Here is a 19,645-nt window from a genome sequence, read left to right as displayed (position 1 = left end):
CGCCGGTTATAGAAAAAGAGTTGATTGAAAGTGCTCAACGTCCACTTGAAAGCGCCGGGACTGCACTTATGTTCGCGATCAGAGAGGGCCGCAACGGCCCATCCATGTGCCGTTTTCTCGTGCATGACCTTTATTCAGGAGGACACCTCAATGCAGATCAAACCGCTCTATGACCGGGTGGTTGTTCGTCGACTGGAAGCCGAAACCACCACCAAAGGCGGCATCCTCATTCCCGACAAGGCGGCCGGCAAATCGACCCAGGGAATCGTGTTGGCGGTGGGTGACGGCGCCTTGCAGGACAACGGCGTCCAGCGTCCGTTGACCGTGAAGGTGGGGGATCGCGTGCTCTTTGAAAAGCACGCCGGCACCGATATCAAACTGAACGACGACATCGGCCTCGTGATTCGTGAATCCGACATCCTGGCTGTTCTTGAAGACGTTGATGCGCAGGAGAAAGCCGCATGAGCGCGAAAGTCATTACCTTTTCCCAAACCGCCCGCGAACGCATGCTCAAAGGCGTGAACGTCCTGGCCGATGCCGTCAAGGTCACCATGGGGCCCAATGGCCGTAACGTGATTCTGGACAAGAGCTACGGCGCGCCTCGGGTCACCAAGGACGGCGTGTCCGTGGCCAAGGAAATCCAGCTCAAGGACAAGTTCGAGAACATGGGCGCCCAGATGGTGAAAGAAGTGGCGTCCAAGACCGCCGAACTGGCCGGCGACGGCACCACCACGGCCACGCTGCTGGCTCAGGCCATTGTGCGGGAAGGCCATAAGGCCGTGTCGGCCGGTATGAACCCGATGGACCTGAAACGCGGCATCGACCTCGCCGCCAGCGCCGCCGTGGAAGAGCTGAAAAACCTCGCCAAACCCTGCACCGACAACAAGGCTATCGGCCAGGTCGCGACCGTGTCTGCCAACTGGGATACGGCAATCGGCGACATCCTGGCCGAGGCTATGGAGAAGGTCGGCCGGGGCGGTGTCATCACGGTCGAAGAGGGCAAGTCCCTGGAGAATGAACTGGACGTCGTGGAAGGCATGCAGTTCGACCGCGGCTACCTGTCGCCGTATTTCATCACCAGCCACGACAAGATGCAGGCGGAACTGGACAACCCCTATGTTCTGCTGTTCGACAAGAAGATCAGCAACATCCGCGACCTGCTTCCGGTGCTCGAAGCCGTCGCCAAAGCTGGCCGGCCGTTGATGCTGATCGCCGAAGACGTCGAGGGCGAGGCCCTGGCCACACTGGTGGTGAACAACCTGCGCGGCATCATCAAAGCGGCCGCAGTGAAAGCCCCGGGCTTTGGTGACCGGCGCAAGGCCATGCTGCAGGACATCGCCACGCTGACCGGCGGGCAGGTGATCTCTGAAGAAGTCGGGCTGTCCCTGGCCAAGGCCACCCTCGACGAGCTGGGTTCCGCCAAACGGATCGTGATCACCAAGGAGCACACGATCGTCGTGGATGGCGGCGGCAAGAAGGCGGACATCGAGGCCCGGGTTGCCCAGATCCAGAAAGAGATCGACGCCTCCAAGTCCGACTACGACCGCGAGAAGCTTCAGGAGCGCGTCGCCAAGCTGTCCGGCGGCGTTGCGGTGATCAAGGTCGGCGCCGCCACAGAAATGGAAATGAAGGAGAAGAAGGACCTGGTGGACGACGCCCTGCACGCGACCCGTGCGGCGGTGGAAGAAGGCATCGTACCGGGCGGTGGAACGGCGCTTATACGGGCTGCCGGTGCCGTGCGCAAGACGCTGGAAAAGACATCTAACGAAGACCAGAAGGCCGGTATTCGCATCGCCCTGCGGGCCATGGAAGAGCCTTTCCGTCAGATCGTCTCCAACGCCGGGGTCGAGCCCAGCGTGGTGCTGGACAAGGTGCGCAGCAACGACAGCGTCAGTTGGGGCTACAACGCCCAGACCGAGGCCTACGGCGACATGCTGGACATGGGCATCCTCGACCCGGCCAAAGTCACCCGAACCGCCCTGCAGAACGCCGCCTCCGTGGCTGGCATGATGCTGACGACCGAGGCGATGGTGAGCGAGGCGCCGGAGGAGAAAAAAGCCTCCCATTCCCATGACATGCCGGATTATGACTTCTAGTCCGGAACGCTGACACGCTATTCCAGGGGGCCGACATAGCCCCCTTTTTTTCATCGGAATCGATGAATTTCGGGTTCCCCCGCCTGCAAACCGGCCTCCGGCTTCTGTAAACTGCGCGATCGCTCGGAAGCCCTGATCGGCTTCCATGGAATCGGTAAGCGATAAGGACATCGGTAAATGACAAGGACGAAGTCTGTGGCCGTCCTGCTGTCTGTCGTTCTGGCAGTCGGGGCTGGCGCACTTGTGTATTGGCAAACCCGTGAACGGCTGGCGTTTAAACCCGAGGTGGGTGACGACTATGCCTTCAATCTCACCTACCAGCTCGACCTGACGCCCGACAAGCGCGGTACCCGCCTGCCGATGCGGGAAATGCACATGGACGCCCTGTCACGCAGTACCGTCACGGGACGCAGTGGTGGTGGATTCGAGGTCGAGACCGGCGTGGATTTCCTCGCCTTCGACAGCGATGGCCGCGAAGTGGTCAACACCCGCAAGCTGGATCACGGCTCGGACCGCAAGCGGGCGATGGCCCGGCTGCTGCGCGGTGGCATCCGCCAGACGGTGGACCCGCAGGGCGTCGCCCACGGTGCTGAATTTGTCGATGCCGAGACCCTGGCCTCTCTTGAAGAGGACCTGCCTGACGGGGCGCTTGCACAGCTCAGCCAGAGCATGGTGCAGATGAACCTGTTCAACGGCGGCCTGCCGACGGCGCCGCTCAGGACCGGCCTGACCTGGCAGTCCCCGGCGGTGACGGGCAGCAATCACAGCGCCGCGCTGCCGGCCATGACCTACACGGTGTCGGCGGTCGACGCGGACACGGTGTCTGTCGACGTGACCCAGCCGAGTGAAGACGGGACACCGGACAAGGTCGGTTACATCCTGTTTGAGCGGGGAACGGGCTGGCCGCTCCAGGCCACGCTGGACTACACCGTCCACACCAACATGATGGACCATGCGCTGGTGGCTCGCGCCCGGATCAACCTGCGCCGGGCGGACCAGCCGTCGCCCGTCCCGGACTTGCGCTATGAGCATATGGTGCGCATGGCCCTGGAAGGTTTCCCGGTGGACCTGTCGAACCCGGACACGCGCCGCTACTTCCTGCCGCCATTCGGTATCAAACCCGCCGATGAGGTACTGGACGCCTTCAACAGCGAACTGATGTGGATGCCGCCCAACGACGCCGGTAAGGAGGAAGGATTGGACATCCCGATCCGCTGGCTGACCGAAAATTTCATCGACCCCCTGAAGGTGACGTCCGTGACACTGCGGGATGCCAGCGGCGCGACGCTGAGCGGCCCTTCAGCGCCTAATCCCCGCTTCGACCTCCAGGCCCGGATCAGTGCCGATTGGCCGCCCTCCCGTCGCGCCACCGCGCCCCTTTTAAAGGAGCCGTTGAACGACGGGCAGCTCAAGGCCCTGGACACCCTCGAGATGACGGTCGAGACGAGCGTCCCGGATACGGTGTACGAAGGAACACTCAAGAAGGGCGCGGCTTCGGTAAAGCTGGGTGACGCGATCACCGTGTCGGTGGACAGCTGGTCCCCCGATCGCATCGTGCTGCGCGTCTCGCGTCCCGGCGGTTTCCGGGTGAAGGACTGGACCTTCCTGGGTGTGATTCCCCGGGACGCTGAGGGCAACGAGCTTCCGTCCTATCACTACACCGCCTCGAACACGGCGCTGGAGCGGCTGATGGCCACGCCGGCCCTGGCCGACCGGGAGGTGGACAACGAGCTGCTGCGTGACGTGGTCGACGCCCTGCGACTGCAAAGTCCGGCACAGCGTCGTGGTGACAAGCGGATCACCATCGAGCCGGACGCGCCGGTGGACTCGCTCCAGCTGAAGGTCATGCCGGTGAAAACCGTTTCCCAGACCTGGGTGGCCCACAATGCCGGATTCACCCTGAGTGGTGGCCCTGTTGTGGGAGAACGGACGGTGTCGGAGGGCCTGATCCGGAGCTGGGATTTCCAGACCCTGAACATGGACGACGCCGCCATCGAGGGGGTCGGGCATCACCAACTCAGGCTGCGAATGCCCGGTAGTACCTCCCGCTGCGAGGCAGGCGTGGCGGACGCCCAGGCCTACAAAGGGTATTCATTGAAGCTGTATCCCGCCCGCTATGGATCTGGCCTGCAACTGCAGACCACCAACGGCCTTCAGTTCTTCTACGACCTGTCCCTGGGCATCACATTGCGGTGTGTTACCGAGATCGAGATGACGACCGTGGATGTGGATCACAGTGACCTGGTCAAGCGTATCGACGCCAACACCGTCCAGCTGTCCGACAATGCCCGGCAGCAACTGGATCGCGTTGCCGACATGGCGATGGTGTCCTCTATGGACCCCGTCGGACGCCGGGCCGATGGCGCGGCCTTGAAGCAGCTTGAGGCAAGCGGGACCAACCAGTACCGCTTCTGGGGCGAGGTCCAGACACTGACCCTGCCCAGGATCAGCAAGCGCGAAAGCCGGACATTCAATGTCACGTTCGAGCCACTGCCCTGATCAGGGACACGACAGAAGGGAAGCAACAATGAAGACGCTATGTTTCATCCTGGCCATGGTCCTGTCGCTGCCGGTCCTGGCTGGCCAGCAGGTGTGGCTCAATCAGTCCGAGGCGTTCTACGATCCGGCGGATCCGCACGACCGCCAGGTGTATTACATGACGCTACCGCTGGAGAAGGCCGAGAATGGGGATCGTTACGTGCTCCGTTATTTCCACGCGAACGGCCAACTGGCCATGGAAGGTTTTTCCCCGGATCCGCAGTGGTCCCAGCGGGAACTGGTGGGTCGTTTCCAGACCTATTACCCGGACGGCGCCCGAGGCGCTTCCGGCCGCTATCAGGAACGGCAGCAAGACTGCGGCTGCGGGCACATGCACGCCCTGGAGAATGGGCGTTTCGTGTCTTACTACCAGAACGGCCAGCTCCAGTACGAGCGCACTTACGTGAACGGTGTGCTGCAGGACGGCGACTACACCGAGTTTGATGCCGAGGGCCGGCCCACCAAGACGTACACCTACGTCGATGGCCACTACGACGGTGCGGTCAAGACGTTCAAAGAGGGTGAACTCACCCAGGAGACTCACTACCAGGACGGCCAGCGGAATGGTTGGTTGGTCCGCTACGAGGACGGCCAGCCGGTGTATCGCAAGAGATACCGGGACGGCCAGGCCGACGGTCCGGAGATCGCCTACACCGACGGACAGAAGCGCAGCGAGTACCAGTACGTCGACGGCTCGAAACGCGGGGTGCAGAAACGCTACCACCCGAACGGCGTGCTCCGGGAAATCTGGTTCGTCGGCGAGCATTCGCGTTCGGTGGGCGAGCACAGCTATTACAACGAGAAAGGCATTCGAACCCGCCTTATTGACATCAAACGCGATGACCGCGGGCGCCAGGTCTCGGAAACGGACGAACAGTACGACGACGAGGGGCACCTGAAGTACCGGCGGGTGGAGCAGGATCACTACCGCCTGGTGGAGACCTATGCGCCGTCTGGCGAGCTGGTGGAGCGGGACGAGCGTGATCGCGACGGTCGCCAGGGTCTGTACCTGAACCAGGGCTATGGCCGGACCCTCCGTGCCCACTATGTCGACAACCAGTACCACGGGGAATACCGCGAAACCGATGACGACGGTGCGCTGCTCAAAGGCCTCTACAAGCATGGCAAGAAAACCGGCCTCTGGGTGGACGTGTCCGCGGACGGCAAACGCACCGAGACCCACTATCGCAATGGCGTCAAGCACGGTGACTTTGCCGCGTACAACGCCAGCGGCAAGCGGGTGGAACATGCCCGCTATGTCGACGGCGATCTCGACGGCAGTGTCGACATCGTCAACGCCTATGGCCGTCGCATCGTGGCCGGCTTTCGCCAGGGCAAGCGACACGGCGATTTCCGGGCTTACACCGAGGACGGCCGGTTGCTCGAGAAGGGGCACTACATCCAGGGGGAGCCGGATGGCCTCATCTACACGTTCAGCCCCCGGGGGCGGATGGAGAGTAAAGCGTCGTACACCCGGGGAACCCCCGACGGTGAGTGGCTGAAGACCGACTACGAAGGCGCGATCGTCAGCCGCAAGGTCTATCGCGACGGTGAGCTGGTCCTGGAAATGACCCGGGACAACGCGGACGGGGCTTCCGGCCTTCTCTGATCGCGGTATCGCGCTGATACGGAACAGGAAATGCCGTGCCCCGACAGGGGGCTCGGCTCAGGGTAAAGGGACATTACGCTAGACATGAAATCGAGAATCTGGATTACCGCACTGATTGCCGTGCTCGTGGCCGCCCTGCTGGGCGGCCTGGGCTACCGGGCCTACATGGCCGCCCAGGAACCCCAGCGGACTCTGGCGGAACAGCTGCGTGCCGGCGGCCCGGATGTGCAGGGTCATCTGTTCTTTGACGTGGCCCATGCCGGCGACGTCGTGATCGCCGTCGGTGACGCCGGGCAGGTGCGGCGCTCTGAGGATCAGGGCAAGACCTGGGCGACCGTAGCGACGCCGACCGTGTCGACCCTGACCGCCGTCACCTTTGCCGGGCCGAAGACCGCCTGGGCGGTCGGGCACCAGGGCACTGTCCTGCGCTCCGACGATGCCGGGCAGACCTGGCAGCGCGTCGCGCTTTCGGCGGAGTTGCCGGAACATTTCGCAGCTTTCGACGTGCTGTTCACCGCGCCGGACACCGGATTCATCGTCGGCTCCGACGGCACCCTGCTGACCTCATCCGATGGCGGCAGCCATTGGGCGCGGGATGAGGTGCCGTACCGGGCTTCCCGGGATCACCTCTATTCGATCCAGCGGTTACGCTCGGGCGCTGTTGCCATCACCACATCCGGTGGCGCGCTCCTGCGGCGCTCCAATGATGAGACGGAGTGGCACCGGGAGAACGCCAGCTGGTCTGGTCGGCCCCTGTACGGGGTTGTCGAACAGGCGGATGGAACACTGCTGTCCTTCGGTGCCGATGGCGGTGTCTTTCGTCGAGGACCGGACGACGACCGCTGGGATCGTGTCGACGCCACCAGCAAGGCGGACTTCTATAGCGGTCGTATCGAGCCCGATGGCACCGTCGTCCTGGCCGGGTCCGACGGTGTCATTGTTCGCCAGGCGCCCCAAACCGAGGCATTCCTGGTGGACCCGGAGCTGGACAAGGGCGTCGTGCTCGCCATGGATCGCCTGGAAAACGGCACGCTGCTGCTGGCCGGGCAGTCCGGGCTGGGGCGCCAGACTGCGGACGGGTACCGGTTCCAGGGGCAGGATGCGGGGACGGTGGGTGATTTTCGCCGACGCCAGCTGATGGCCATGCCCATGACGCGCCACCTCCTGGACATCGGCAAGCCGCAACCCTATTGGCGCCGTTCCCGGACGCCGTCCTCGGAAACCAGCTGGCTGGCCTGGACGTTGCTCATGCGCTCCGGCGATGACGACACGACGACCGAAAAGGACCTGCTTTCCCCCGGAGTCTACGAGCAGGTGGCCGGATTTCAGGACGAGCTGGCAGAGCAGTTGGGTGTTCGGTCTTCGCGGCTTCAGTCGGTCTGGTCCAGCAGCCTGGAAGTCCGTGCGATGGGGGGATACTACAGACGCCGGCTGCTGAACGTATCGGCGGACCCGGCGCGCTACGAAGCGCTTGGCGATCCCGAACGCCGGGCGCTGGTCCGCCGGCTGGAGCAGGGCGGGTACCAGGGGCTCTACATCGACCCGGATTACGCGCGCGCGTCTTTCGTGGTCGATGCGTCGGACATCGACGAACCATCGGCCGACGGCAAGACCCTGTCCCTGGCGAAGAAGGTGGACGCGATGCCCCTCGATGGCAAGCCGTTTGCGATTGCCGGGGCGCGTCGCTATACATTGCGGGAGGTGGCGCCGGTACCTGAGACGAAGGCTTCGGAAACATCGCCTGCCGATTCCGGGGCGAAGCCCCAGCCGGCTATCCAGGCCTACACGGTCACGCTGGACCCGGACATCCGGCGTTGTGAAAGTCAGCCGGTGGTCGCCGCTACCATGTCGCTTACCGGACCGTTGTCAGACGTGAAAGGGGCCGGAGCGATCCTGTCCGCCACTGCCGAGGCGAGCTGGATCCGGGCCGTGGAGCACGAGGGCAGCTGGAAGTGGTTCGCCCCCGGTGCCACGCCACGTTACGGTGCGCCGTCGTTCGGCCATTGGGGCGATGACGACTGTCCTCGCACGCTGATGATCATATATACGCAGCCGGGAACCGGTGACCTGCGCCCGGCGCTCAAGACGGCGATCGAGCAGACGCTGGCTGACTCGAACACCGGGCTGACAGCCGGGGACCTGGTGGTCAAAGCGTATACCCTGGAACAGAAGCCCGTGCCGGGCGGTGTTTAGGTCGTCCTTGATCCGGAGTGGCGCTCCTCCTCAAGGGCGCCTCTCCCCGGAGAACAGAACGAGCGGCTAATGGTAATGAGCCTCCGATCCCGTCATTGACTCTCCTTCGGTCGCCTCGGGGGCGTCTACAACACGCGCCAGACCGAACACGCAGCCGGCCACCAGAACGCTGATCAGCCAGGCCAGGCCCATGGTGACCAGGGTATGACTGAGGAAATGGTCCCCAATGAGCATCTTGTAGAGCCCCAGCGTCCAGCCCAGGGCCATGGCGCCGTTAAAGGCGATCATCCGGTTCCGTTTTGTGCGAAACAGGAAGAACAGCGAGAGCAGGGCAAACCCGCCGCTGGCATGCCCGGCGGGAAAGCAGCGGATCCGCTTCAGATGCTCTGCGGCGGGGACTCGGTGCAGCAAGGTGACGTAGGGATAGGTTCCGTCGTAATGGGACAGGTTAGTGGGACACGGCACGTTGGTTACCGCTTTGAGCAGGTTGACCACCCCAACCGTTAACAGGCTGGCGATCAGCACCGTCAGCAGGCCGCGTTTGTATCGCTGGACCCAGGGCTTTTTGCGCAGGCCGATCAGGCTGACCAGCAGGGCCACCGCAAACAGGATAAAAACCGCCTTGGGGCCGGTGTAGAACAGCAGCCTCAACACCTCGTTGTGCTTGCTCAGCAGCCACTGCTGGCTGCCGAACTGATAGAAGGCGTCCTGGACGATCATATCCAGACCGGTGGCTTCACACACCAGGACGGCAGTCACCAGGAACAGCAATGTGCCGAGGGTCTGCACCAGAAAAAAGCGACGACTGATCAAAGCGCGTGTCCACTAACGAAGGGTTCAGTTCGGAGACTGGATCTTAAAGTCCAGTGGCCAGACTGAAGAGATTACAGACCGCACCTTAAGGCTCCCTTAGGGCGGGGGAATGGGACGGGCTGCGCAATCCGGTGGTGTTTATCGGATCTTGAATCGGTGGGGGCTACAAATGCAGGAAACCCGCCACTTCACGGCGGGTTTCATCGGGCGCCTTACCGGCTCTCCACGATCGTGGTCAGCCAGAATGCGTCATGGCTTTTGCGTGGCCTTCGCGGCCCTGGCGGCATGCAGTTTCTTGTAGCTCTCCACCAGCCGCTGGTGTTTTTCCAGGCCTTCCAGTTGCATGTTGGTTGGCTCCAGGCCATGGAATCGCACGGTGCCGTTCACGGATCCGACGACGGCGTTCATGGTGTCCTCGCCGTACATGCGGGTAAAGTTGGTGAGGTAGTCGTCCAGGGCCATCTCCTCGTCGAGGGTGACTTCAAGGACGGCATTCATCGCCCGGTAGAACAGGCCACGCTCGACCGTGTTGTCGTTGAACTGCAGGAACATGTCGACGAACTCGAGCGCTTCCTCGTGCCATTGCAGGGCCAGGCAGATCAGGATCTTCAGCTCCAGAATAGTCAACTGGCCCCACACGGTATTCTCGTCGAACTCCACGCCGATCAGGGTGATGATCGTCATGTAGTTGTCGAGCTGGCTGGCTTCCAGGCGCTCCACCAGATCGGCGAGTTGCTCGTCGCTCAGGCGGTGCAGGTTGAGGATGTCCTCCCGGTAGTCCAGCGCCATGTTGGTGTTGTCCATGATCAGGTCCTCGACCGGATACACCTCGGAATAGCCCGGCACGAGGATGCGGCAGGCCGGCGCGCCCAGTTCCTCATAGACGGCCACGTACACTTCCTTGCCCAGCTCGGCGAGGATGCCGAACAGGCGCTCAGCCTCCTCGGCGTTGGTGCCGGAGAAGTCCCATTCGCAGAAGTCGTAGTCGTGCTGGTTGCTGAAGAAGCGCCAGGACACCACGCCCGTGGAGTCGATGAAGTGCTCCACAAAGTTGTTGGGCTCGGACACCGCCAGGCTGTTGAAGGTGGGTGCCGGCACGTCGTTGAGGCCCTCGAAGCTGCGGCCCTGCAGCAGTTCGGTCAGGCTGCGCTCCAGCGCCACCTCGAAGCTCGGATGCGCACCGAAGGACGCAAACACGCCGCCGTTGCGTGGGTTCATCAGAGTCACGCACATCACCGGGAACTGGCCGCCCAGCGACGCGTCCTTCACCAGCACCGGGAAGCCCTGCTGTTCCAGCCCCTCGATGCCTTCGACAATGTTGGGGTATTTCGCCAGGACGTCTTTCGGCACGTCCGGCAGCGCGATTTCTGCTTCGATGATCTGCTTCTTCACGGCCCGCTCGAAGATTTCCGACAGGCACTGCACCTCGGCCTCGTTCAGCGTGTTGCCGGCACTCATGCCGTTGCTGAGGAACAGGTTCTCGATCAGGTTGGAGGGGAAATACACCGTTTCGCCGTCGGACTGACGCACGAAGGGCAGGGAGCAGATTCCACGATCCGTCCGGCCCGAGTTGGTGTCGATCAGGTTGGAGCCGCGCAGGTCACCTTCCGGATCGTAGATGGCGCGGCAGTGGTCATCGAGAATACCCTCCGGCAGCGCATCGTCCGGACCCGGCTGGAACCACCGTTCGTTCGGGTAGTGGACGAAGTCGCTGTAGGCGATCTCCTCGCCGAAATACTGGTCGTTATAGAAGAAGTTGCAGTTGAGCCGCTCAATGAACTCACCCAGGGCCGAACACAGGGCGCTCTCTTTCGTGGCGCCTTTGCCGTTGGTGAAGCACATGGGGGACGCGGCATCGCGGATGTGCAGCGACCACACGTGCGGCACGATGTTGCGCCAGGAGGCGATCTCGATCTTCATGCCCAGGTCGGCGAGGATGCCGGACATGTTGGCGATGGTCTGTTCCAGCGGCAGATCCTTGCCCTCGATAAACGTCTGGGCATCGTTGTCCGGCTCCACCATCAGCAGGGCCTGGGCGTCCTCATCCAGGTTGTCGACCGTCTCGATCTGGAAATCCGGTCCGGTCTGCACCACCTTTTTTACCGTGCACCGGTCGATGGAGCGCAGGATGCCTTCCTTGTGCTTCTCGGGCAGGTCCTCCGGCAGCTCCACCTGGATCTTGAAGATCTGGTTGTAGCGGTTTTCCGGATCGACGATGTTGTTCTGGGACAGGCGGATATTGTGGGTCGGGATATCCCGTGCCTTGCAGTACACCCGCACGAAGTAGGCCGCGCACAGGGCCGATGACGCCAGGAAATAGTCAAACGGACTGGGGGCCGATCCATCGCCCTTGTAGCGAATCGGCTGGTCGGTGACGACAGTGAAGTCGTCGAATTTGGCTTCCAGTCGGAGGTTTTCGAGGAAGTTGACTTTGATTTCCATGACGTAAGCACCGGGCTTTGGAGAATTTGGCGAGCCGTGTGGCTGAACCGGCCATTATCCAGTTTTTAGGGGGTGCCGTCTTGCGTAGAGGGCGCTGAATGATGGTGGTTTTGTATCGTCCAGTGACCTCCCGTGGAATCATGGGCCGAGCGGTTTTGGCCGATTATGGTTTTGGGCTAGAGTAAGGCCGTGTTGAAAATGGAGGATAGCGCCATGGAATGGATGACATGGTTGACGTATGTCGGTGTCATCACAGCGCTGATTGCGTTTCCCGGTCCGGTTGCATTGCTGTGCGCCAGCCATGGTTTGAAACATGGTCATCGTCGGGCATTGTCCACAGTTTTGGGTGGTGCGGTGGCTGCGATGATCATGATGACGGCCTCTGCTTTGGGGCTGGGAGCGATTCTGGCCGCGTCGGAAACCGCCTTTCTGGTGCTGAAGTTCGTGGGTGGCGCCTACCTGATCTTTTTGGGGATCCAGAGCTGGCGCGCGCCAGCGGAAGCGCCCCAATGGGATGTCAACGCTGTGCCTACAGGGACGGAAAAGCGATCCCACTGGCAGCTTTTCAGGGTTGGATTTACGGTCGGCATCAGCAACCCGAAAGATCTTCTTTTCTTCGCGGCGCTGTTCCCCGGTTTTATCGCCCTTGATCAACCCCAAGGCATCCAGTTTGCCATCCTTGCTGTCACCTGGTTGGTGATTGATACCACTCTGATGTCGGCATACAGTTCCGTTGGTTCGAAAGCCGGACGCTGGTTTCAGAAGTCGACGCACGTTCGCTGGTTTAATCGCATCACTGGAAGCTTGTTTATTACGGCGGGAGGGGCACTGCTCAGGGCTCAGCGCTGATATCGCCACGTTTTATCACCGGAGTGGTCAGTAGAGTTTCTTTCAGAAACATTGTGTCGCAGATAGGGCCGACACGGGGTGGTTTTGATGTCACCATAACCAAAATCGGTTTGTTCTGCTGACCTTCCGGGGGACTGTGCCATGCCTTTCCAGACCATCGAAGATCTCCACCACCAGATCACCCGCATCGATACCGGTATGATGCGGGACGAACTGGCGGCCTGCTACTTGATCCGGGGCGCGGACCAGTACGCCGTCATCGATACTGGCACCAACCGGACGGTACCGATCATCCTGAAGTTGCTGGAAGATAGGGGCATTGATCGGTCGCAGATGCGTTACGTCATACCCACCCACGTCCACCTCGACCATGCCGGTGGTGTCGGCGGTTTAATGCAGGCGCTGCCGGAGGCAACGTTGCTGATCCACCCGCGCGGGGCCCGACACATGATCGATCCGTCCAGGCTGAAGGCCGGGGTCCTGGCGGTCTACGGCGAGAAGACATTCGCAGAGGTCTACGAAGACATCATCCCGGTTCCTGAAGAGCGGGTACGTACCCTGGATGATGGCGCCGAGATTCTGCTCGGCGATCGTAGGTTGTTGTTCCTGGATACGCCCGGTCACGCCCGCCATCACTTCTGCATCTACGATGCGGCATCCAACGGTATCTTCACCGGCGATACGTTTGGGCTGTGCTATCCCCCGCTGGTGACCGAAAACGGTCCTTTCATCTTGCCCACCACCACGCCGGTGCAGTTTGACCCCGAGCCGTTGAAACAATCGATCCACCGGCTGCTGGCGCTGGAGCCCGAACGGATGTACCTCACGCACTATGGCCTGGTGGAGAATCCGCAGCCGCTAGGTGAGCGTTTACTGACGATGGTGGATGACTTCGTGGCGCTGGCGGAGCGGGTGGAAGCACAGACGGAGCCGGAGCAACTCGAAAGCGCCCTGATCTCTGCCATGAAAGATTTTCTTTTCCGTAAGCTCCGGGAGCATGGCTGCTTGTTGGAAGACGATCGATTGATGGCACTGCTGGGCATGGATATCCGATTGAACTGCCAGGGCTTGCAGGTCTGGCTGGCGCAGCGGCAGACGGCATGAGCCGCTGCGAAAGTCGGCGTTGCACCTTTTGATCAATCCGCGTTGTACATCCCCCGCGATGCTCTAACCTTAAAAGTGCAATCTTGAATTGCACGGTCACGATTTCGGAATCCCAGTTTCGATATGGCGGTGGTCGTCTACCTACCTGCCAATGCCGTTGTCTGTCGGGAAGCTTCACGGAAAGGAGTTTGCGGTGGGCACTTGTCTTTTGGCGCTCAAAATCGCTTCCACACAAAGCGCTGCCTTTCGGAGGCCGGCGTTCTGTCGTCCGCACCTTCCTGTCGATCATCCGAGATGCCATGGCCGTGTCGTTGGCGAATAACCCCTGATGTGGATGCAACCGTCGTGTGTTTGCGCCGATTGTTAGTCGATGCACAACGGTGGACGTCAGGGCGTTGTAAGACAGGCATGCGTTGGTGCCTGGTCCAAAGTCAGGAACATGAGTGGCGAGGCCGCGAGTGCAGTGCGTGCCGCCTTTGAATAAAGGTTGGAGGCGTTATGGAAGGGCATCGGAGAAGGTATCCGTTAAGTTTGCAGATGGTGGTCGCAGCGTTGCTTGGCCTGTTTGCCTGCGGAGCGTTTGCCGCAGAGCAACAGGACAAGCCGAATATTCTGGTGTTGTGGGGCGATGACATCGGCTTTTGGAACATCAGCCACAACAACCACGGCATGATGGGCTATCCGACGCCCAACATCGATCGCATTGCCGACGAGGGCATTGCGTTTACCGACTACTACGGACAACAGAGCTGCACGGCCGGCCGCGCTGCCTTTATCGGCGGCAACGTACCGGTCCGGACGGGGATGACCAAAGTAGGCCTGCCGGGCGCGAAGGAAGGCTGGCAGAAGTCGGATGTCACCATGGCGACGGTGCTCAAGAGTCAGGGCTACGCTACAGGCCAGTTTGGCAAGAACCACCAGGGCGACCGCAACGAGCATTTGCCCACGGTCCACGGGTTCGATGAGTTCTTCGGCAACCTCTATCACCTGAATGCCGAGGAGGAACCGGAAAACGAGGACTATCCCGGCGATATGAAACTGGCCAACGGCAAGACGTTCCGGGAGCAGTTCGGTCCCCGTGGCGTGCTGCATTGCTACGCCACGGACAAGGTGGATACCACCGAGGTGCCGCGCTTTGGCGAGTGGGGCAAGCAGACCTGTGAAGACACCGGTCCGCTGACCCGTAAGCGGATGGAGACCATCGACGACGAGACCTCCGAGCGGGCGATGGAATTTATCAAGGAGAAGACCGAAGCCGGTGAGCCCTGGTTCGTCTGGTGGAACGGCACCCGCATGCACTTCCGCACCCACGTCCGGGAAGACCATCGCCATAAAGGGAATGACGAATACACCGATGGCATGATCGAACACGATGCCACCGTCGGCCAGTTCCTGACCCTGTTGGACGACCTGGGCATCGCCGACAACACCATTGTGTTCTATTCGACCGACAACGGCCCGCACTACAACACCTGGCCGGACGCCGGCACCACGCCGTTCCGGGGCGAAAAGAACTCGAACTGGGAAGGCGCTTACCGTGTGCCTGCCTTTGTGCGCTGGCCGGGCCACTTTCCGGATCACACCACGCTGAACGGCATCGTCTCCCACGAGGACTGGCTGCCCACGTTCGCAGCGGTTGCCGGCGCGCCGGATATCAAGGAAAAGCTGCGGGACGGCGTCACCCTTGATGGCCGTAAGTACAAGAACTACATCGATGGCTACAACATGGTCGACTACTTCAGTGGCAACACCGACAAGTCGCCACGCAATGAGTTCTGGTACGCGAATGACGACGGTAACGTCGTGGCGGCCCGTTACGACGCCTGGAAGATCGTGTTCCTGGAAAACCGCGGGCAGGCCTTTGGCGTGTGGCAGGAGCCGTTTGTCGAGCTGCGGGTGCCGCAGATCTTCAACCTGAGACGCGATCCGTTTGAGAAAGCCCAGCATAACGCCAACATCTACTACGACTGGCTGCTGGATCACGCATTCATTATCGTGCCCATCCAGGCCCTCGCGACCCAGTTCCTGAAGACGATGGAGGAGTACCCGCCGAGCCAGTCACCGGGCTCGTTCAACCTCAGTTCGATCGAGAAAAAACTGAGCAGTATGCAGGGTTCCCACTAACCTGTGATCCACGCGGAACACCCGGGGCAGTGATTTCCGTTGCTGCCCCGGACCGCCGCCGTCAGTGCTGCGCCAGCCAGGTGCGGTAGAAGTCCACGAAGGCCCGCACTTTGGCGGGGATAAACGCACCGGGTGGAAAAACGGCGTAAATCCCGCCCCGGGTCAGTTGCCAATCCTCGAACAGCCTGACCAGACTGCTGTCCTCCCGGCGTACGACAGTCGCCATCGCCGACAACCCGGCACCGCTCCGGACCAGGCTCAGCAACGCCCCTGTGCTGTCCACTTTGATCCGACTGCTCATCTGGACCTGGCATTGCTCGTCGCCCCGGGAAAACGACCAGGTCAGCGGCGTGGGCAGCGGTGTGAATTCGATCCACCGGTGGTGGCTGAGTTCGGTGGGGTGACGGGGTGTGCCGAATTCGCGCAGGTAATCCGGGGATGCCATCACCTGCTGATCAAACTCTCCCAGCTTCTGGGCCCGCAGCGTGGAGTCCTTCAACCAGCCCATCCGGATCGCCAGATCAATGCCTTCCTGCACCATGTCCGCCACCTTGTCGCCGCTGCGCAGCTCGATGCTGAGGTCCGGTTGACGCCGGCCGAAGGCCGCGGCCGCCGGGGCCAGGGTCTGCGTCATGTGGTCCATCGGCGCTGTGATGCGTAGGGAACCCGACAGCGAACGTGCGCTGGTGCCGGCCTCACTCAGCGTTTCCCCCAGCTGGGCCAGCAGCGGCTGGCAGTCCCGATAGAGGCGTTGGCCGGCCTCGGTCAGGGCGACCTGTCGGGTGGTCCGGCTGAACAGCGTCAGCCCCAGATGTTTCTCCAGGGCGCGGATCTTGAGACTCACTTTGGTCTTGGTGCAGCCCAGCCGGTCCGCGGCGCCGGTAAACGAGCCGGCTTCGACCGTGGCGATAAACAGGGGCAGGTTGTTGAGGTCCAGTTCGTCGATCATGGGGGTATCGTTTCGAATCCAATAACAATGAATTATTGAATGGTCTGTTTTTCGAATCAATAACCGCTCGCATACTGGCCGCCATACCCATCACCCAGAGAGGACAGACACATGAATGTTGCATTGATTGGTGCCAGTGGTTTTATCGGATCCGCCCTGCGGGAAGAAGCCCTGAGCCGGGGGCACAGCGTCACGGCCCTGGTGACTCGCCCGGACCGACTGACCGCTCGCCCCGGCCTGACGATCCGCATGGTCGATGTTCAGGACACCGCCGCCCTGACCGAGGCACTTGGCGGATACGATGCCGTACTGAGCGCGTTTTCCGGCCATGCCCAGTCCGACGTGGCGGGCTACTACAACCGGGGCTTCGACAGCATCCTGGCGGCAGCGACAGGCGCGCAGGTATCTCGCCTGTTGGTGGTTGGCGGGGCCGGCTCTCTGGAAGTGGCGCCGGGCCAGTTGCTGATCGACACGCCGGCGTTTCCGGCCGAGTACAAGGCGACAGCCGAGGGCGCCCGCTATGCTCTGGAGTCCCTGCGTCACCAGTCGGACGTGGCCTGGACCATGCTGAGCCCGGCCGCGATGATTGCTCCCGGCGAACGCACCGGCGATTATCAACTGGGCACGGATCAACTGCTGACCGATGCCGACGGGAACAGCCGGATCTCGGTGGAAGACTTCGCCAAAGCCATGATCGATGAGCTGGAATCGCCCCAGCATCCCAACCGTCGGTTCACGCTGGCCTACGTCTGATTCCGGGCGTTGTTTTTACAAAAACCGCGGCTCTGGCTGCGGTTTTTTATATGGCCGAACGGATAGCGCTTGCTGCGGTTTTTCAGCGGCTCCGGGCAGGAGACCCCGTGACGTTAATTCCGAGAGGAGGCTGGCGCAGTGCTCGCGCAGTCGATCCCGGATCAGCCGCATGGCCGGTGTGATGGACTGGCGGCTGGGACAGATCAGCCAGAGCTCGGTCTTGCGGGGCTGGTAATCGGGCAGCACCGGCACCACCCGGCCGGCGAGCAGGTCCGCCGAGATGTCCAGGCAGGATTTGACCGCCACACCCTGGCCGGCGACACACCAGCGACGCACGAGATCGCCGTCGTTGGAGGACCGGTTGCCCCGCATGCTCACCCTGAACGTCTGGTCGCCCCGGGTGAAACTCCAGACGTCATGGGGAATGCCCTGAAGCTGGTAGAACAGCCCGTTGTGCGCCGTCAACTCATGGGGGTGCGTAGGCGTGCCGTGCTGGTCCAGGTAGGTCTGTGTGGCGCAGAGCACACCCTGGACATCGCAGATCTTGAAGCCGTGCAGGTGCGCGTCCTCGGGCGAGCCGTAGCGCAGGGCCATGTCCACCGAGTCCCGGTAGAAGTCGATGTTGCTGTCGCTGATGTTCACCCGCAGGCTGAGGCCGGGGTGCTCCGCCATCAGCTCGTCCAGCCAGGGCATCAACCGGTTTCGCCCCAGGTCCGACGACACAGCGATCCGCAGCTCCCCCTCCACCGCATTCTGATCGTCGAGGATGTTATTGCGTGCCTGCGCCAGCAGCTGGAGCGCCTGCTCGCACTGCGGCAGGTACTTCTCCCCCGCGCCGGACAGGCGAAGCTGACGCGTCGTCCGGACAAACAGCTCGGCGCCCAGCGCCTGTTCCACCCGTTTGACGGCGGCGCTGGCCGTGGCGGATCGCATGTCGAGACTGGTGGCCGCGGCCGTAATGCTGCGGAACTCCGCCACCTTGAGGACAACCTGCAGGTCTTCGAGTGTCATATTTTCAAATAATTTTTGAGAAAGTTTCAGTGATTAGGCTGTTTTTGGAAGTGTAAATCAGCGCCACACTGACCGCCATCGAATCTCATACACGCATGACCCAACAGGAGGTCTTCCGATGAAAGCGATTGGCTACACCCAGGCACTGCCCATTACCGACGCCAAGGCGCTCGTGGATATCGAACTGCCCCAGCCGGTGGCCGAAGGCCGCGATTTGCTGGTCAGAATCAGCGCGATTGCCGTCAATCCGGTGGACTACAAGATCCGTCAGAACGTCCCGGCTGAAGGCGGAAACTACAAGGTGATCGGTTGGGACGCCGTGGGTGAGGTGGTGGCCACCGGGCCCGACGTTACCGGCTTCCAGGCGGGCGACCACGTCTACTACGCCGGCGACCTGACCCGTCCGGGCAGCAACGCTGAATATCAGTTGGTGGACGAGCGCATCGTCGGTCACAAGCCGAAGAGCCTGTCCGATGCGGACGCCGCCGCCCTGCCGCTGACCACGATCACCGCCTGGGAGCTGCTGTTCGAACACCTGGAACTGGCGCAGCAGGCGCCCGGTTCGTCGGCAACCTCGGACGAGGTCCTTCTGGTCGTCGGCGCGGCCGGCGGCGTGGGCTCCATTCTGGTCCAACTGGCCAAAACGCTGACCGGCGCGACCGTGATCGCAACCGCTTCACGCGACGCCTCCCGGAACTGGGTGCAGGACCTGGGGGCTGATGTTGTGGTGAATCACCGGCAGCCCCTCAAGCCGCAGATCGATGCGCTGATCGAGGCCGGCCAGGTCGGCCCCGTCACCCACGTGGCCAGTCTCAACGCCACCGACCAGTATTTCGACAGCTACATCGAGGTCCTGGAGCCGTTCGGCCGGATTGCGTTTATCGACGACCCCGGGGCTCTGGACGTGATGAAAATCAAGACCAAGAGCCTGTCGCTGCACATCGAGTTCATGTTTGCGCGCTCTATGCATCATGCCCGCGATATGGAAGCGCAGCATACCCTGCTGGAACGGGTGGCCGAACTGGTGGACCAGGGATACATCCGCACCACCGCAGGCAAGCACCTCGGTACCATCAACGCCGACAATCTCAAGGCCGCTCATGCGGAACTTGAGTCTGGGCAAGCGGTGGGCAAGATCGTGCTGGAAGGTTTCTGAGCCTTGAG

The 19,645-nt window shown here is 61.9% G+C and carries 14 protein-coding genes; 10 read left to right on the top strand and 4 right to left on the bottom strand.

Going from position 1 to position 19,645, the window contains the following annotated elements:
- Nucleotides 1-150 precede the first annotated feature (150 nt).
- From EB809_RS06375 to EB809_RS06355, 5 genes are all read left to right on the top strand, one after another.
- The gene (locus tag EB809_RS06375; protein WP_123633986.1) at nt 151-465 is read left to right on the top strand and encodes a co-chaperone GroES; all 315 of its coding nucleotides are present in this window, start codon (nt 151-153) and stop codon (nt 463-465) included.
- Nucleotides 462-2,096 (top strand): chaperonin GroEL, encoded by a 1,635-nt coding sequence (gene groL / locus EB809_RS06370; protein ID WP_123633985.1) that lies wholly within the window; start codon nt 462-464, stop codon nt 2,094-2,096. Before EB809_RS06375 ends, groL begins: the two co-directional genes overlap by 4 nt.
- A gap of 177 nt (nt 2,097-2,273) precedes the next feature.
- Nucleotides 2,274-4,595 carry a hypothetical protein gene (locus tag EB809_RS06365; protein ID WP_123633984.1) on the top strand — a complete coding sequence of 774 codons (2,322 nt, stop codon included), beginning with the start codon at nt 2,274-2,276 and terminating at the stop codon, nt 4,593-4,595.
- Nucleotides 4,596-4,623: 28 nt separating this feature from the next.
- Nucleotides 4,624-6,243 (top strand): toxin-antitoxin system YwqK family antitoxin, encoded by a 1,620-nt coding sequence (locus tag EB809_RS06360; protein WP_190294839.1) that lies wholly within the window; start codon nt 4,624-4,626, stop codon nt 6,241-6,243.
- 84 nt (nt 6,244-6,327) lie between these two features.
- The gene (locus EB809_RS06355) at nt 6,328-8,436 is read left to right on the top strand and encodes a WD40/YVTN/BNR-like repeat-containing protein (protein WP_123633982.1); all 2,109 of its coding nucleotides are present in this window, start codon (nt 6,328-6,330) and stop codon (nt 8,434-8,436) included.
- Between the two features lie 66 nt (nt 8,437-8,502).
- Here EB809_RS06355 and EB809_RS06350 read toward each other — a convergent pair whose 3' ends face one another.
- Together EB809_RS06350 and EB809_RS06345 are read right to left on the bottom strand one after the other, a co-directional pair.
- The gene (locus EB809_RS06350; RefSeq protein WP_123633981.1) at nt 8,503-9,249 is read right to left on the bottom strand and encodes a phosphatase PAP2 family protein; all 747 of its coding nucleotides are present in this window, start codon (nt 9,247-9,249) and stop codon (nt 8,503-8,505) included.
- 249 nt (nt 9,250-9,498) lie between these two features.
- Complete coding sequence (locus EB809_RS06345) at nt 9,499-11,691, bottom strand: OsmC domain/YcaO domain-containing protein (protein WP_123633980.1); 2,193 nt, start codon at nt 11,689-11,691, stop codon at nt 9,499-9,501.
- A 213-nt stretch (nt 11,692-11,904) separates the two neighbouring features.
- Between EB809_RS06345 and EB809_RS06340 the strand changes: the two genes are divergently transcribed.
- From EB809_RS06340 to EB809_RS06330, 3 genes are all read left to right on the top strand, one after another.
- The gene (locus EB809_RS06340; RefSeq protein WP_123633979.1) at nt 11,905-12,540 is read left to right on the top strand and encodes a LysE family translocator; all 636 of its coding nucleotides are present in this window, start codon (nt 11,905-11,907) and stop codon (nt 12,538-12,540) included.
- Between the two features lie 141 nt (nt 12,541-12,681).
- Nucleotides 12,682-13,644, top strand: a complete 963-nt coding sequence (locus EB809_RS06335) for an MBL fold metallo-hydrolase (protein ID WP_123633978.1) — start codon at nt 12,682-12,684, stop codon at nt 13,642-13,644.
- A 498-nt stretch (nt 13,645-14,142) separates the two neighbouring features.
- On the top strand, nt 14,143-15,768 hold the full coding sequence (locus EB809_RS06330; protein WP_123633977.1) for an arylsulfatase: 1,626 nt from the start codon (nt 14,143-14,145) through the stop codon (nt 15,766-15,768).
- Nucleotides 15,769-15,829: 61 nt separating this feature from the next.
- Here the strand turns inward: EB809_RS06330 and EB809_RS06325 are convergent, their stop codons facing one another.
- Entirely contained in the window at nt 15,830-16,717 is an 888-nt protein-coding gene (locus EB809_RS06325) for a LysR family transcriptional regulator (RefSeq protein ID WP_123633976.1), read from the bottom strand.
- Nucleotides 16,718-16,828: 111 nt separating this feature from the next.
- On the opposite strand from EB809_RS06325, the gene EB809_RS06320 reads away from it, so the two are divergent.
- Entirely contained in the window at nt 16,829-17,470 is a 642-nt protein-coding gene (locus EB809_RS06320; protein ID WP_123633975.1) for an NAD(P)-dependent oxidoreductase, read from the top strand.
- Between the two features lie 15 nt (nt 17,471-17,485).
- Here EB809_RS06320 and EB809_RS06315 read toward each other — a convergent pair whose 3' ends face one another.
- Complete coding sequence (locus EB809_RS06315; RefSeq protein ID WP_123633974.1) at nt 17,486-18,481, bottom strand: LysR family transcriptional regulator; 996 nt, start codon at nt 18,479-18,481, stop codon at nt 17,486-17,488.
- 118 nt (nt 18,482-18,599) lie between these two features.
- Between EB809_RS06315 and EB809_RS06310 the strand changes: the two genes are divergently transcribed.
- Complete coding sequence (locus EB809_RS06310) at nt 18,600-19,637, top strand: zinc-binding alcohol dehydrogenase family protein (protein ID WP_123633973.1); 1,038 nt, start codon at nt 18,600-18,602, stop codon at nt 19,635-19,637.
- Nucleotides 19,638-19,645: the final 8 nt, after the last annotated feature.

The sequence above is a fragment of the Marinobacter sp. R17 genome (assembly GCF_003789045.1).
In the GTDB taxonomy this organism is placed as follows: Bacteria; Pseudomonadota; Gammaproteobacteria; order Pseudomonadales; family Oleiphilaceae; genus Marinobacter_A; species Marinobacter_A mangrovi.
The sequence above is the reverse complement of the archived record's forward strand: the minus strand, read 5'-3'. Positions and strand labels throughout refer to the sequence as shown.

Bases quoted from the DNA above. Each gene is read 5' to 3' on its own strand.
- EB809_RS06320 (WP_123633975.1), top strand. From the start codon at position 16,829: ATGAATGTTGCATTGATTGGTGCCAGTGGTTTTATCGGATCCGCCCTG.
- EB809_RS06345 (WP_123633980.1), bottom strand. From the start codon at position 11,691: ATGGAAATCAAAGTCAACTTCCTCGAAAACCTCCGACTGGAAGCCAAA.
- EB809_RS06365 (WP_123633984.1), top strand. From the start codon at position 2,274: ATGACAAGGACGAAGTCTGTGGCCGTCCTGCTGTCTGTCGTTCTGGCA.
- EB809_RS06335 (WP_123633978.1), top strand. From the start codon at position 12,682: ATGCCTTTCCAGACCATCGAAGATCTCCACCACCAGATCACCCGCATC.
- EB809_RS06330 (WP_123633977.1), top strand. From the start codon at position 14,143: ATGGAAGGGCATCGGAGAAGGTATCCGTTAAGTTTGCAGATGGTGGTC.
- EB809_RS06375 (WP_123633986.1), top strand. From the start codon at position 151: ATGCAGATCAAACCGCTCTATGACCGGGTGGTTGTTCGTCGACTGGAA.
- EB809_RS06325 (WP_123633976.1), bottom strand. From the start codon at position 16,717: ATGATCGACGAACTGGACCTCAACAACCTGCCCCTGTTTATCGCCACG.
- groL (WP_123633985.1), top strand. From the start codon at position 462: ATGAGCGCGAAAGTCATTACCTTTTCCCAAACCGCCCGCGAACGCATG.
- EB809_RS06355 (WP_123633982.1), top strand. From the start codon at position 6,328: ATGAAATCGAGAATCTGGATTACCGCACTGATTGCCGTGCTCGTGGCC.
- EB809_RS06340 (WP_123633979.1), top strand. From the start codon at position 11,905: ATGGAATGGATGACATGGTTGACGTATGTCGGTGTCATCACAGCGCTG.
- EB809_RS06360 (WP_190294839.1), top strand. From the start codon at position 4,624: ATGAAGACGCTATGTTTCATCCTGGCCATGGTCCTGTCGCTGCCGGTC.
- EB809_RS06310 (WP_123633973.1), top strand. From the start codon at position 18,600: ATGAAAGCGATTGGCTACACCCAGGCACTGCCCATTACCGACGCCAAG.
- EB809_RS06315 (WP_123633974.1), bottom strand. From the start codon at position 18,481: ATGACACTCGAAGACCTGCAGGTTGTCCTCAAGGTGGCGGAGTTCCGC.